The following is a 14,955-nucleotide window of genomic DNA, read 5'->3' on the forward strand; positions in this document are numbered from 1 at the left end:
AATTTTTTCTCGACTTCTTACAAAACCGTTATCGAATCAAAAAAATATATCAAAAAAAAAATCCCAAGTTTTTAACTTGGGATTTTTTAATTATAAAAACTTAATTTTTATCTAACAACTTTAATAGAACAACCAATTGCTCTAGTTTCTGTAACACTTGGTTTTTTACCTGCTAACAATTCATCTACAACAGTTTCTACATACTTTTTTGTAACTGCTCCTTCATCTCTAGAATTGTTGTCTATAGCACCAATATATTCAACTTTCATAGATTTTTTACTAACAATATAAACATGAGGAGTTTTACTTGCTCCAAATTTTGGATATACTTTCTGGCCTTCATCAAATAAGTAAGGAAATGTAAATCCTTTTTCAGAAGCTCTTACTTTCATATCATTAAAACCATCTCCTTTAGAAGCTGCAGGATCATTTGGGTTAATTGCAATTACAGGAAAACCTAAGTTTTTATATTTCTTATCTAAAGCTATAATTCTATCTTCATTAGCCACAGAATAAGGACACATATTGCATGTAAAAATGATAATAAAACCTTTTGCTTTTTTATAATCTGATAAAGAAACCATTTTATCATCAATATTTTTAAGTTTAAAGTCTTCTATAACATCTCCTACTTTATAACCTTTTACTATTTTGCCTGTAAACGCAGAAGCCATTGCTACTACTAATAATATTAAAATTGATTTTTTATAATTCATGTTATTGTGGTTTTAGGTTTATAATAATGATTGTAATTCTTTTTCTAATTCTTCATATTCAAAAGATTGCTCAAAAAATTTCCTTCCTTTTTTGCTATAAATTAATGTGGCTGGTAAAGCACCAGACCAAGTAGAATCTATGTCTTTTATCCATACATCTTCATTAACATCGTTTAATACAATTACATTAGATTTTAACTGCTTTTTATTAATAAACGGTATCAACCTTTTATCAATTTGTTTCGGAAAATCTAAACTAACTAAAATTACCTCAACATCTTTACCAATATATTCTTCTCTTAATTTTTCGAAATAAGGCAATTCTTTTACACAAGGAGCACACCAAGTTGCCCAAAAGTTAACAACATAAGTTTTACCATCATTTTTAGTTAACAAAGGTTTTAACTCTTTATAAGTGTAAGATTTTACAGAAGTTACTTCTATTACATTTTTAACTTCTTCTTTTTTACAAGAAATCAATATTGCAAAAAAGAATAAGGCGTATATATATTTTTTATTCATTCAATAAAATTACAAATAAGATTTTTCTTAAGAAAATAATTGGTAAATCATTAACTAAAAAAACCTCTTAAACAATAGTTTAAGAGGTTTCTAATATCATTATTAACTATTTTAGCTAAAAATTTCGTTTAAAATTTTAGCTAAACGAATACCTCCTTTTTGAAGTTGAGTTCTTACAATTCCAAAATTATCATAAGAATATCTGTAACGTAAGTTTTCTCCAACTTTAGCAGATTTATATACTTCTACTGTAAGTTTGTGTACTTCATTTACCCAATCTACAACAGAACCTTTTTCTATAGCTTCTACTTGTTTTTTAGATAAATCTTTAGCGTTATTAGCCAACTCAATATAGCTCATATCCCAATCTTCAATCATGTTTTCATCCCAAACTCTGTGTAAGTTTGTTCCTCTTCCAAACCATTGAACTTGTATGGTATTACCACCTTTATCTTCTCTTCTACCAATATGCATTGGCTGATGCAAATCTCCTACAAAATGTACTAATAGTTTTAAATGAAATTCTTTGTCTTCATCTGTACTGTTTTTATCTTTTAAAACTTCAATACATTTTTCAATTCCTGTTACTAAATCTCCTTTAGGGTTTTTCTTAGCCGTTTCATAAGTTTCATCAAAATCCATATTAATATAATGCCATGCATAATACTTATTATATTTTCTATCAGACTTTATTTCATCAGCAAAAGTAGAAACAAACGCTAAACTTTGTCCTTTTAAAAGTTTGTCTATTTTTTTCTTAGCTCTTTTTGTTAAATATTCTTGTGCAATTTGACCAGTAGCTCTATGACCGTTTTTTCCCCAATCATCTGATTTGTTATCAGATACGTTAAAAAAAAACAGAAAAGATATCATCATTAAAAATTTAATCTTCATCTGTAAATATTATTATAAATTCTGAGCTAAAATATAAAATATATCTTTAAATATTTGGAAATCAACAAAAAATAATTATATCTTTGTGATATCATTTTAATATCATAACAAATTCAACATATGAAAGCAGAAAAAATTATTAAACCCGCAAATGGTTATTTAATGTTATTTATCGTTTTAGTTTTATTCTTTGGCGGAATTGCAATGTCTATAATTAACGAAACCCCAATATATTTTCCATTAATTATTATTGGTTTTGTAGGTTTCTTTGGTTTTATACTTGTAAATCCAAACACATCTAAAGTAGTTTTACTATTTGGTAAATATGTAGGTACTATAAAAGAAAATGGTTTGTATTGGGCAAACCCACTGTTTAGAAAAAAAACAATCTCATTAAGAGCTAGTAACTTTGATAGTGAGCGTTTAAAAGTAAATGACAAATTAGGAAACCCAGTAATGATTTCTACAATTTTAGTTTGGAGAGTTACTAACACTTACAAAGCAGCTTTTGATGTAGATAATTATGAAAACTTTGTACGTGTGCAAACAGATGCTGCAGTAAGAAAACTAGCTAGTATGTATCCTTATGATAATTTTGCTGATGAAGGTCATACAGAAGATATTACTTTACGTTCTAGTGTAAATGAGGTTTCTGAAACCTTAGAAAAAGAGTTGGAAGAACGTTTATCTATTGCAGGAATAGAAGTTTTAGAAGCAAGAATTGGTTATTTAGCGTACGCTCAAGAAATAGCAAGTGCTATGCTAAAAAGACAACAAGCCACAGCAATTGTAGCTGCAAGACATAAAATTGTTGAAGGTGCTGTTAGCATGGTAGAAATGGCTTTAGAAGAACTAAACAAAAAAGATATTGTTGAGTTAGATGAAGAACGTAAAGCAGCAATGGTTAGTAACTTAATGGTTATTTTATGTGGGGACAAAGAAGCTTCACCAGTTTTAAACACAGGTACTTTAAGTCATTAAAAAAACAAAAAACATGAAAGAATATAAATTAGTTCAACCAAAATTAGGTTTTAGAAATAGATTTCAAAATTTTGAAGATCTATTAAATCAATATGCAAGAGAAGGATGGCGAGTTATAGAAATTCATCAAGGATGGACTGCTGTTCTTTTTGAAAGAGATAAAAATAGATAAAATGAAAGTTTTTAAAGAAGAGCAACGTTTTACTCAAACTTGGTTAATTGTACTTTTAGCATTTAGTACTATTGTTCCAATAGCTATAATTACAAAAGAATATTTAGAGAAAGAATCTAATATGTCTACAAATAAATTTGTAATTACATTAGTTGGTATTTTAGTCTCTATATCATTAATCTTCTTTTTTAAACTAACAACTAGAATAGATGAAAAAGGAATTTATTATCAATTTTTCCCTTTTCATTTTTCTATGAAACTAATTCCTTGGCAAAATATTGCTAAAGCTCATATTAGAACTTATAACCCAATTGGCGAATATGGTGGTTGGGGATTAAAAGGTGGATGGTCTAAATCTAGAGGAAAAGCTATAAATGTTTCTGGTGATGTTGGCATTCAACTAATTCTAAAAAACGAAAAAAAACTGTTAATAGGCACTCTAAAAAAAGAGGAAGTAAAAAGAGTTTTAGAAACTTATAAAAGTAAATTATCATGATTCGTATAATTAGCTATTTAGTAATTACAATTTTTGGAATTGCAGTTTCATTGGCTCAAGTAAAATCTGAAGAAATTTTACTTAAAAACAATGAAATAGAGTTACCTGGCACTTTAACTTTTACAAAAAAAAATAGTCCTTTAATTATTTGGGTTCATGGTTCTGGAAACGTTGATAGAAATGGAAATCAACAACCAATGATTAAAGCAAATTACATTAAACAATTTAGAGATAGTATCAATAAAAAAGGAATTGCTTTTTACAGTTATGACAAACGTACTGCCAATTTAAAAAACAAAGAAAGTTTAATAAAAGGAGTAAAATTTATAGACTATGTTTTAGATCTTAAAAAAGCAATTGCACATTTTAAAAATGACAAACGATTTTCTAAAATTATATTACTAGGTCATAGTCAAGGTTCTTTAGTTGCTATGTTAGCTTCAGAAAACGTTAACCAATTTATTTCTGTTGCTGGTGCAGGCATGAGTGCAGACAAAGTAATAATAAAACAAATTCAAGAAAAAGCCCCTTTTTTAGATTCTATAACTCAAGCTCATTTTAAAGAATTAGCTACAACAGGTAAAATAAAAGAAGTAAACCCAATGTTGCTTTCGGTTTTTGCAAAACAAAATCAGTCTTTTTTAAGCTCTTGGATACAATACAATCCTTCAGAAGAAATTAAGAAATTAACCATTCCAAAATTAATCATTAATGGTGATAGTGATTTGCAAGTAAAAGTAACTGATGCAGAAACTTTGCATAATTCTAATACAAATTCTAAATTAGTAATTATAAAAAAAATGAATCATGTTTTAAAAGAAGTAAATTCAATTACAGAAAATCAATCTTCTTATTTAAAAGCAGATTTTCCTTTATCAATCAAACTAGTAGAAACTATTGTAAATTTCATCAACCAATAAATTATGGCTAAGAAAAAAGCATTTGCATTACGTATGAATGAAGACATGATGAAAGCCATTGAAAAATGGGCTGCAGATGAGTTTCGTTCTACAAACGGACAAATAGAATGGATGCTAATGCAAACTTTAAAAGAAGCAAAAAGAGAACCTAAAAAAAAGGAAGAATAAAATTATAATAACAAAACTGTTAAAAGAACGCTCAATTTATATTGAGCGTTTTCTATTTTGTATCTTGTTAGCATCAAACTTAACTCAACAAAATACTTAATATGAAAAAATTATTTACACTCCTTTTTTTATGTACTTCTACTCTATTCTTTTCACAAGAATTTTCTATGGATTTGGTAAAAAACATGAAACCAAGAAATATTGGTCCTGGAGGTATGTCTGGACGTGTAACTTCTATTGATGTTGTAGAATCAAACCCAGAAATAATGTACGTTGGTACAGCTTCTGGTGGTGTTTGGAAATCTACTTCTGGAGGAACAACTTGGAAACCAATTTTCGAAAACGAATTAACTGCTTCTATTGGTGCTATTGCCATTCAGCAATCTAACCCAAGTGTAATTTGGGCAGGAACTGGAGAAGGAAACCCAAGAAATAGTTTAAATGGTGGTTTTGGTATTTACAAATCTTTAGATGCTGGTAAAACATGGAAATCTATGGGATTAGAAAAAACAAGACATATTCATAGAGTTATCATAGATCCATCAAACCCAAACATTGTTTATGCTGCAGCAATTGGATCTCCTTGGGGAGAACACAAAGAACGTGGTGTTTATAAAACTACAGATGGTGGTAAAACTTGGAAACAAATTTTGTTTACAAACATTAAATCTGGTACTGCAGATTTAATTATGGACCCTAAAAATCCAAACAAATTAATAGCTGCAATGTGGGAACACAAAAGAGATCCTTGGTTTTTTAAATCTGGTGGACAAGGAAGTGGTTTGTACATTACACATGATGGTGGTGAAAATTGGAAACAAATTACAGAAAAAGAAGGTTTTCCTAAAGGAGAATTGGGTAGAATTGGTGTAGCAATTGCTCCTAACAATCCTGATGTAATTTATGCCTTAGTAGAAGCAAAAAAGAATGCTTTATACAAAAGTGTAGATGGTGGTTTTAAATGGAAAAAAATAAATGACAAACCCGGAATTGGTAATCGTCCTTTTTACTATTCAGAAATATACGTAGATCCACAAAATGAAAATAGATTATATACCGTTTTTACATATGTAAATGTTTCTCAAGATGGAGGTAAATCTTTCAAACAATTAATGCCTGCTTATGGTGTAGACAATGGAGTTCATCCAGATCATCATGCATGGTGGATTCATCCAACCAATGGAAAATTTATGATTGATGGAAATGATGGAGGTTTAAACATTACAAAAGATGGTGGTAAAACTTGGAGATTTATAGGCAACATACCTGTTGCTCAATTTTATCACATAAATGTAGATAATGAATATCCTTATAATGTTTATGGTGGAATGCAAGATAATGGTTCTTGGAGAGGTCCTGCTTACGTTTGGAAAGCGCAAGGAATTAGAAATTCTTATTGGCAAGAAATTAGTTTTGGAGATGGTTTTGATGTGGTTCCTGATAAAGACAATTCACGTTATGGATGGTCTATGAGTCAGCAAGGTTCTGTTGTAAGATATGATTATAAAACAGGAAATAATTATAGTGTAAAACCAACACATAAAGACCCAAATGTAAAACTACGTTTTAATTGGAATGCAGCAATAAACATAGATCCATTTAATAATTCTACATTGTATTTTGGTAGTCAGTTTGTACATAAATCTACAGACAAAGGTTTAACTTGGAATGTAATTTCTCCAGATTTATCTACTAACAATCCAGAAAAATTAAAACAAGCAGAAAGTGGTGGTTTAACTATGGATGCTACTGGAGCAGAAAACCATTGTACAATATTAGTAATTGAGCCTACAGAGTTAGAAAAAGATGTTTTATGGGCAGCTACAGATGATGGTCAAGTACACATTACAAAAAACGGAGGTGCTAATTGGACAAACGTTTCTAAAAACTTAAAAGGTTTACCAAAAAACAGTTGGATAACTCAGATAAAGGCTTCTAATAAAAATAAAGGAGAAGCTTTGTTAGTTGCTAATGATTACAGACGTTTTAATTACACTCCTTATGCATACAGAACCAAAAACTATGGTAAATCTTGGGAACGTATTGTAAATGAAGATGATGTACAAAGTTATACATTATGCATTATTGAAGATCCAATTAATAAAAACTTATTGTTTTTAGGTACAGATGATGGTTTATATATTTCAATAAATGCTGGTAAAAAATGGACAAAATGGACCAATGGATTTCCTACAGTACCTGTCAAAGATTTAGTAATTCATCCAAGAGAAAATGATTTAATTATTGGAACTTTTGGAAGAGCTGCTTGGGTTTTAGATGATATTAAACCTTTAAGAGCTATTGCAAACGGAAATATAACTTCTAAAAAATTACAATTGTTTCAACCTCCTGTTGCTTATCAACATGCATCACAACAACCAACAGGAAGCAGGTTTGGTGCAGATGCTATGTATCAAGGAGAAAACAGAAAACGTGGAGCTTTAATTTCTTATTACATTAACAAACCAAAAGTTGATAAAAAAGAGAACAACAAAATTAAATACGATTCTATTAAATTAGAAATTTTTGATGGTACAAGACTAATTAGAACATTAAAGATGAAAACTCCTAAAGAAAATGGAGTTCATAAAACAACTTGGTATTTAAGAGAAAAAGGAGTTTCTAGAGCTTATAGAAGTATAAGAAAATCTAAAAGAGAGCCTTCTGGTGTTTCTGTAAAACCAGGTGTTTACAAATTAAAAATGACATTTGGAGAAACAGTTTCTGAACAAAACATTAAAGTTCAATTTGACCCAAGGTTACAAATTACTGATGCAGCTATCAATCAAAAATATGTAGCTAGTAAAGAGCTAGAAAGCTATCAAGAAAAAATGGCAAATGTTGTAGAACAATTAGTAGAAAGTAAAAATACTGCCGCTAAAATAAAATCTCAATTAAGTAAAGAAGATAAGAAAATGTACAAAGATGAAATTAAAAAGTCATCTGAAATCATTAAAAAAATAGATACTTTAATAGCATTATATCTTGGTAAAGTTGATAAAAGACAAGGAATTACAAGGAATCCAGAAGTAAATGTAAATCAACGTTTTTATACAGCAAGAAGATATGTGTTTTCTCGTTTTGGAGAGCAAACTTCTACAGAAAAAACATTAGTAAATCAATTTAAAGATGAGTTTAGCAAAGCTTTAGATAAAACAAATAATTTCTTTAAATCTGATTGGGCAACATATAAAAACAGTACAGAAAACATAAAAATTTCACCATTTAAAGAAACTAAAATATTTACAAATTAATGATGAATTAATATTCAAACTAAATCATTAAATTCGTCTTCTTAAAGAAGAAGAAGTATTATATTATATGAAAAAAATAATTATATTTTTTTGTTTTCATTTTTGCTTTTTAGTAATGCAGAGTCAAAATTCTCATGAAAATAAATTAGGAACTTGGTACATGTATAATGGTTCTCATAAATTATCTAAAAACGTAAAACTTACAACAAGTGCACACTTTAGATATTATGAGTTTATAACAGAATATCAACAAGAAATTTATAGAGTAGGTCTTAATTATAGCTTTAATAAAAAAGTAAATTTTACAGGTGGTTTGGTCTATTCTATTACAGATTCTTCATATAAAACTGATTTAGCAGATTTATATGAGTATCGTTTTTATCAAGATTTAAATATTAAAGATACTTGGAACAAAGTAAAAGTAAAACATAGAGTAAGATTAGCACAAAGATTTAAACGCCAAAATTTTAATGATGAAGTAAAACATAGAATAAGATATGGATTATTTTTAAATCGTCCTTTATTAGAAAAATGGGAAACTTATGCTTTTAGCGAAATCTTTATAAAATTTGCTACAAAAGCCTTTAGTCAAAATAGAACTGGAGCAGGATTTATAAGAGAATTGAACGAAAATCTAAAAGTTAGATTAGGCTATTTTTACACAAAATTTTCTAACAGTAGTCTTCATAGATTACAATTAGGTATTATTTTAAATACAGACTTTACAAAAAAATCAACTTAAAATTAATTTTATGAGTATATCAGAAATCAATAATGATATTCCTTTATTTGCAAACGACACCATTATATTTGGTGTTTTGTGTGTTATTTTAGCAGGAATCTTTTACACTTCAACATTAAAATCTTTTGGCAAATTTTATAAGTACATACCTGCACTTTTACTTTGTTATTTTATACCATCCGTTTTTAGTTCTTTAGGTATAATTGCTGATAAATGGATAGATGTTCAAGCTACTATTGCCCATTTAAATACTTTATATGGCAATTTAGAGGGTGTAACAGATTTAGCTTCATTAAAAGCTTATATTACAACTAATAATATAGATAGTTCTGTATATGCTCAATTTTCTGGAGGAAGTAAACTTTATTATGTTTCTTCAAGATTTTTATTACCTGCTTCTTTGGTTTTATTAACTATAAGTATAGATTTAAAAGGAGTCTTTAAATTGGGCCCTAAAGCATTAATCATGTTTTTAACAGCAACTTTTGGGGTTATGATTGGTGGTCCTTTAGCAATTGTTTTCTTTAAATTTGTTGCTCCAGATATTTTAGTACAAGTAGAAGGTACTGAACTTTGGAAAGGTTTATCTACAGTTGCAGGAAGTTGGATTGGTGGTGGTGCAAACCAATTAGCCATGAAAGAACAATGGGAAGTTAGTGATAGTCTTTTTAGTATTATGGCTGTTGTTGATGTTTTAGTTGCAGAAGTTTGGATGGCATTTTTATTATTAGGTGTTGCAAAATCTGATGCAATAGACAGATGGTTTAAAGCAGATAATTCTTCTATTACAAACCTTAAAAATAAGATGGAAAAATTTACTTTAGAATCTGCTAGAGTTCCTTCTTTTAACGATTTAATAATTCTATTAGGTATTGCTTTTGGTGTAACTTCTATTGGTCATATTATTGGTGATAATTTAGGAGGATATATTGCAGAAAATGTTCCTTTTTTAGTAGATTTTGGTTTGGGTAGTTCTTTCTTTTGGTTGATAATTTCTGCTACCACAGTAGGAATCTTTTTATCATTTACAAAAGCTAAAAGTTACGAAGGTGCAGGTGCAAGTAAAATAGGAACTGTTTTTATTTACATTTTAGTTGCTTCTATTGGTATGAAAATGAATTTGAATGCTATTGTAGAAAATATTAGCTTATTTGCCATTGGTTTTGTTTGGATGATTATTCATGTAGGATTATTATTCTTAATTGCAAAAATTATAAAAGCTCCTTATTTCTTCTTAGCAGTTGGTTCTAAAGCAAATATTGGTGGTGCAGCCTCTGCTCCTGTTGTTGCTGGTGCTTTTCATCCATCTTTAGCACCTGTTGGAGTTTTATTAGCAGTTCTTGGATATGCTTTAGGTACTTATGGTGCATTCTTTTGTGCAATAATGATGAAATGGGTTAGTTAATTTTTATACTATTTATTAGACTTTATATCAATAAAAACGCATATTTGCAGTCGAAATTTAAGAATTATGAAGAAAATTATTACACTTTTAGTCCTTTCTATTTTAATATCAGCTTGTTCTTCTAAAAAAGAAGGAAACATGATTGTTCAAGGACAAATTAAAGGACTTAAAAAAGGAACCTTATATCTTCAGAAAATGAAGGATACACTTTTGGTTTCTGTAGATTCTATAAATTTATTAGGAAGTGATAAATTTACTTTAACAGATAATGTAACATCTCCTGTATTATATTATTTAACTTTTGATGGAAATACAACAGATAAAAGAATATTATTTTTTGGAGAACAAGGAGTTATTACCATTAATGATAATGTTGATAAATTTGGTTATACTCCAGAAATTTCTGGTTCTAAAAACCAAGAATTATTAGATAAGTACAACAAGGTTAAAAGACAATTTCAAAACCAACGTTTAGAGTTTGTTAAAAAAGACTTTGACGCAAAAAAAGCGAATGATTTAGACTTAGTTGCACAATTAGAAAAAGATTATTTAAAACTATCTAAAAGACGTGTTTTATATACTACTAATTTTGCACTTACTAATGCAGATAGTGAAGTAGCTCCTTATATTGCGTTAACAGAAATGTATGATGCAAGTTTAAAAATGTTAGACACTGTAAATAATACTTTATCTGATAAAGTTAAAAATTCTGATTATGGTAAACGTTTTCAAGAATATTTAAATGAAATTAAAAAAAGTGAGAACAAATAATTTTTTTCTCTAAAAGCAAAAAAACCGAGCATATTGCTCGGTTTTTTTTTGTTTTACAAGTTCTTATTTATAAAAAAATGCTAATTGTAGAAATAAAAAAACGCTTATTAGTTAAGAAAATAAATCATTTCTTTTAATCCCTAACCAAAGGCAAAGTAGAACATCTAATTAAACCTTCTTGTTTAGCTATTTCTGCATAGGGTACTTCTTCTACTATAAATCCATTATTTCTAAGCCAGTTATTTAAACGTGTAAAATTCTTTTCAGAAATAATTACTTCTTCAGAAATAGAAAAAACATTACTATTCATATGATACATTTCTTCTTTAGTTATTTCAAAAATGTTTTCTTTACCAAAGAAGTTTACCAACCATTCGTATTCACTTTCAACTAAAAATCCATTTTTATGAAGAATTGCTTTATCTTTTCCTATAGGTTGAAAACAGCAATCTAAATGAAGTGCATTTTCTTTAGGATCTGTATTAGATTTTCTTAATTCAAAAGATTTTACAGTTTTTTCAGGAAATAATTCTTGTATTGCTATTACAGCATCAACATTTGTTCTAGCTGTAATATAATCTGCATAATCAGAACCAGAATAAGTACCTATAAAAATATAATTATTCCAAGGCATAACATCTCCTCCTTCTACATGACATTCTTCTGGTAAAACAACTATTTTGTCTGTATTAATTTGAGAAATTACATTATTTATAGCTTTGTATTCTCTTTCTCTATCTGGAAGTATATTTGCTTCAATAAAAATATCATCTATTACAAAAGCAATATCTCTAGAAAATATTTGATTATAATTTTCAATTATATCAGGTCTAAAAACTTTTACATTGTATTTTTCAAAAACTTTTGCAACTGCATCCATTTCTAAAATCATGTCTTCTTCTTTAGGGTAAGTACCTGCTAAAACATGCTCTATACTTTTAGGGTCATAACAATCTTCTACTTTAGGAATACTACCATTACTTTTTGCTGTTCCTAAAACAACAGCTCTTAATCTTGATGTTTCGTTTTGTATATTAAGTTGTAACATATTTTTAATTCGATAAAAAAAGCTTCATAAATTATGAAGCTTTTGATTATTTGGTAAAAATAGTATTATTTTTTTATCTTTTATCTAATTCTACAAAAGGTCTTAAATTTTCTCCTGTATAAATTTGACGTGGACGTCCAATTGGTTCTTGATTAAGACGCATTTCTTTCCATTGTGCAATCCAACCAGGTAAACGACCTAAAGCAAACATTACTGTAAACATTTCTACAGGTATTCCCATAGCTCTATAAATAATTCCTGAATAAAAATCTACATTTGGATATAATTTTCTATCAACAAAATAAGGATCTATTAATGCTTCTTTTTCTAAACCTCTAGCAATTTCTAAAATAGGATCATTTACACCTAAATCATTTAAAACTTCATCTGCTGCTGCTTTAATTATTCTAGCTCTTGGATCGAAGTTTTTATAAACTCTATGTCCAAATCCCATTAAACGGAAAGGATCGTTTTTATCCTTTGCTTTAGCCATATATTTTTTAGTATCACCACCATCTGCTTTAATAGCTTCTAACATTTCCAATACTGCTTGATTTGCACCACCATGTAATGGCCCCCAAAGTGCAGAAATACCTGCAGAAAGAGATGCATATAAACCTGCATGAGAAGAACCTACAATTCTTACTGTAGATGTAGAACAGTTTTGTTCATGATCTGCATGTAAAATTAATAATTTATCTAATGCATTCTTAATTATTGGATTCATTTGAAACTCTTCATTAGGCTGCTTAAACATTAAGTACATAATGTTTTCAATATAACATAATGATTTTTTACCGTAATTTAAGTGCAATCCTTTTTGCTTACGCATTGTCCAACCTACCAAAACAGGGAATTTCCCTAAAATTCTAACCACAGCATGATACATATCTTCTTCAGAATTGATATCAACAAAAGCAGGATTAAAAGCAGTTAAAGCGCTTGTAAGAGAAGAAAGAACTCCCATTGGATGAGCAGTCTTTGGAAAAGCTTCTAAAATTTTTCTAACATCATCATCTACTAATGAGTGCTCTTTAATATCATTTTTAAATTTATCTAACTGTTCTTTATTAGGTAAGTCTCCAAATATTAATGCATATGCTACTTCTAAAAAATCAGCTTTAGCTGCTAATTCTTCAATTGAATATCCTCTGTAACGTAAAATCCCCTTTTCTCCATCTAAAAAAGTAATAGCACTTTCACAAGATCCTGTATTTTTATATCCTGGATCTATAGTAATTACTCCTTTAGTGGCAGCTCTTAATGTTTTTACATTAATTGCTACTTCATTTTCTGTTCCTTTTACAAGTGGAAATTCATAAGAATTACCGCCAATTTCTAATTTAGCTGTATCTGACATATGATAGATGATTTATTGTTGTGTTTAGTTTTGCAAAGGTACTTTATTTTACAGAATTTTGAAAGGTTCTTACAATAGTTTTTAGATATTTTAAGATAACATTAATTTATATAAGAATATCACAAAAAAAACCTCATAATTACTTATGAGGTTTAGTTTTTATTTGAAAAGAAAAATTATTTATATTTTAAAAGCTTTTTCTTTTGGAAAATAAGCAGTTTCTCCTAATTCTTCTTCAATTCTTAATAATTGATTGTACTTAGCCATTCTATCAGAACGTGAAGCAGAACCTGTTTTAATTTGTCCACAGTTTAAAGCAACAGCTAAATCAGCAATTGTATTATCTTCAGTTTCTCCAGATCTATGAGACATTACAGAAGTATAACCCGCATTTTTAGCCATATTAACAGCTGCAATAGTTTCTGTTAATGAACCAATTTGATTTACTTTAATTAAGATAGAATTTGCAATTCCTTCTTTTATACCTCTAGATAAACGATCTACATTTGTAACAAATAAATCATCACCAACTAATTGTACTTTATCACCAATTAATTCTGTAAGATATTTTGTTCCTTCCCAATCATTTTCATCCATACCATCTTCTATAGAGATAATTGGGTATTTATTAGCTAATTCTGCTAAGTATTCTGCTTGTTCATTAGATGTTCTAATTACACCTTTATCTCCTTCAAATTTTGTGTAATCGTATTTTCCGTCAACAAAAAATTCAGCAGAAGCACAATCTAATGCAATTTTAATTTCATCTCCAAAAGAATAACCTGCATTTTTAACAGCTAAAGCAATAGTTTCAATTGCATCTTCTGTACCATCTAAAGTTGGTGCAAAACCACCTTCATCACCTACAGCAGTAGATAAATTTCTATCGTGTAAAACTTTCTTTAAATTATGGAAAATTTCAGATCCCATTTGCATAGCTTTAGAAAAAGTTTCTGCTTTTACAGGCATTACCATAAATTCTTGAAATGCTATAGGAGCATCTGAGTGAGAACCACCATTAATGATGTTCATCATTGGTACTGGTAAAGTATTTGCAGAAACACCACCTACGTATCTGTATAAAGGCATTCCTAATTCATTTGCAGCAGCTTTTGCAGCAGCTAAAGAAACTCCTAAAATAGCGTTAGCTCCTAATTTAGATTTATTAGGAGTACCATCTAAGTCAATCATTAACTTATCTATTGTATTTTGTTCAAATACAGAAGTTCCTAATAATTCTGGTGCAATTATACTGTTAACATTATCAACAGCTTTTAAAACACCTTTACCCATGTAATCACTTCCACCATCTCTTAATTCTACAGCTTCATGTTCTCCTGTAGAAGCTCCAGAAGGAACTGCAGCTCTACCTAAAGTTCCATTTTCTGTAGTTACATCTACTTCTACTGTTGGGTTTCCTCTTGAATCAAAAATTTGACGTGCATGAACGCTAATTATAATACTCATTTTATTGTAATTTAATTTATTTAAGTCTTAATTTATAGT

At 28.7% G+C, this 14,955-nt stretch carries 15 protein-coding genes; 9 read left to right on the forward strand and 6 right to left on the reverse strand.

Annotated elements, in window-relative coordinates; translation table 11 throughout:
- Nucleotides 1–107 precede the first annotated feature (107 nt).
- From MPF13_RS07080 to MPF13_RS07090, 3 genes are all read right to left on the reverse strand, one after another.
- Nucleotides 108–716: a thioredoxin family protein gene (locus MPF13_RS07080; protein ID WP_249981662.1), complete on the reverse strand. Its 609-nt coding sequence runs from the start codon at nucleotides 714–716 to the stop codon at nucleotides 108–110.
- 18 nt (nucleotides 717–734) lie between these two features.
- Complete coding sequence (locus MPF13_RS07085) at nucleotides 735–1,238, reverse strand: TlpA family protein disulfide reductase (protein WP_249981663.1); 504 nt, start codon at nucleotides 1,236–1,238, stop codon at nucleotides 735–737.
- 111 nt (nucleotides 1,239–1,349) lie between these two features.
- Nucleotides 1,350–2,132 carry a S1/P1 nuclease gene (locus tag MPF13_RS07090; RefSeq protein WP_249981664.1) on the reverse strand — a complete coding sequence of 261 codons (783 nt, stop codon included), beginning with the start codon at nucleotides 2,130–2,132 and terminating at the stop codon, nucleotides 1,350–1,352.
- 120 nt (nucleotides 2,133–2,252) lie between these two features.
- Between MPF13_RS07090 and MPF13_RS07095 the strand changes: the two genes are divergently transcribed.
- From MPF13_RS07095 to MPF13_RS07135, 9 genes are all read left to right on the forward strand, one after another.
- Nucleotides 2,253–3,113 (forward strand): SPFH domain-containing protein, encoded by an 861-nt coding sequence (locus MPF13_RS07095; RefSeq protein ID WP_249981665.1) that lies wholly within the window; start codon nucleotides 2,253–2,255, stop codon nucleotides 3,111–3,113.
- Nucleotides 3,114–3,126: 13 nt separating this feature from the next.
- Complete coding sequence (locus MPF13_RS07100; protein WP_249981666.1) at nucleotides 3,127–3,285, forward strand: DUF4177 domain-containing protein; 159 nt, start codon at nucleotides 3,127–3,129, stop codon at nucleotides 3,283–3,285.
- 1 nt (nucleotide 3,286) lies between these two features.
- The gene (locus tag MPF13_RS07105) at nucleotides 3,287–3,781 is read left to right on the forward strand and encodes a hypothetical protein (protein ID WP_249981667.1); all 495 of its coding nucleotides are present in this window, start codon (nucleotides 3,287–3,289) and stop codon (nucleotides 3,779–3,781) included.
- On the forward strand, nucleotides 3,778–4,701 hold the full coding sequence (locus MPF13_RS07110) for an alpha/beta hydrolase family protein (RefSeq protein WP_249981668.1): 924 nt from the start codon (nucleotides 3,778–3,780) through the stop codon (nucleotides 4,699–4,701). The genes MPF13_RS07105 and MPF13_RS07110 overlap by 4 nt, the downstream gene beginning before the upstream one ends.
- A 3-nt stretch (nucleotides 4,702–4,704) precedes the next feature.
- Nucleotides 4,705–4,869, forward strand: coding sequence for a type II toxin-antitoxin system antitoxin (locus tag MPF13_RS07115; RefSeq protein ID WP_249981669.1), 165 nt, complete (start codon nucleotides 4,705–4,707; stop codon nucleotides 4,867–4,869).
- A gap of 101 nt (nucleotides 4,870–4,970) precedes the next feature.
- Nucleotides 4,971–8,123 (forward strand): VPS10 domain-containing protein, encoded by a 3,153-nt coding sequence (locus tag MPF13_RS07120; RefSeq protein WP_249981670.1) that lies wholly within the window; start codon nucleotides 4,971–4,973, stop codon nucleotides 8,121–8,123.
- 115 nt (nucleotides 8,124–8,238) lie between these two features.
- On the forward strand, nucleotides 8,239–8,865 hold the full coding sequence (locus MPF13_RS07125) for a DUF2490 domain-containing protein (protein ID WP_249981671.1): 627 nt from the start codon (nucleotides 8,239–8,241) through the stop codon (nucleotides 8,863–8,865).
- Between the two features lie 10 nt (nucleotides 8,866–8,875).
- Nucleotides 8,876–10,270, forward strand: a complete 1,395-nt coding sequence (locus tag MPF13_RS07130; RefSeq protein WP_249981672.1) for a DUF819 family protein — start codon at nucleotides 8,876–8,878, stop codon at nucleotides 10,268–10,270.
- A gap of 66 nt (nucleotides 10,271–10,336) precedes the next feature.
- Nucleotides 10,337–11,041, forward strand: a complete 705-nt coding sequence (locus MPF13_RS07135) for a DUF4369 domain-containing protein (protein WP_249981673.1) — start codon at nucleotides 10,337–10,339, stop codon at nucleotides 11,039–11,041.
- A 133-nt stretch (nucleotides 11,042–11,174) separates the two neighbouring features.
- On the opposite strand, the gene MPF13_RS07140 is transcribed toward MPF13_RS07135, so the two are convergent.
- The 3 genes from MPF13_RS07140 to eno form a co-directional block, all read right to left on the reverse strand.
- The gene (locus MPF13_RS07140; RefSeq protein ID WP_249981674.1) at nucleotides 11,175–12,089 is read right to left on the reverse strand and encodes a dimethylarginine dimethylaminohydrolase family protein; all 915 of its coding nucleotides are present in this window, start codon (nucleotides 12,087–12,089) and stop codon (nucleotides 11,175–11,177) included.
- Between the two features lie 73 nt (nucleotides 12,090–12,162).
- Entirely contained in the window at nucleotides 12,163–13,449 is a 1,287-nt protein-coding gene (locus MPF13_RS07145) for a citrate synthase (RefSeq protein ID WP_249981675.1), read from the reverse strand.
- A gap of 180 nt (nucleotides 13,450–13,629) precedes the next feature.
- On the reverse strand, nucleotides 13,630–14,916 hold the full coding sequence (gene eno, locus MPF13_RS07150; protein WP_249981676.1) for a phosphopyruvate hydratase: 1,287 nt from the start codon (nucleotides 14,914–14,916) through the stop codon (nucleotides 13,630–13,632).
- Nucleotides 14,917–14,955: the final 39 nt, after the last annotated feature.

Origin of the sequence: Polaribacter sp. Z022 (assembly GCF_023555495.1) — a bacterium.
Taxonomy (GTDB): domain Bacteria; phylum Bacteroidota; class Bacteroidia; order Flavobacteriales; family Flavobacteriaceae; genus Polaribacter.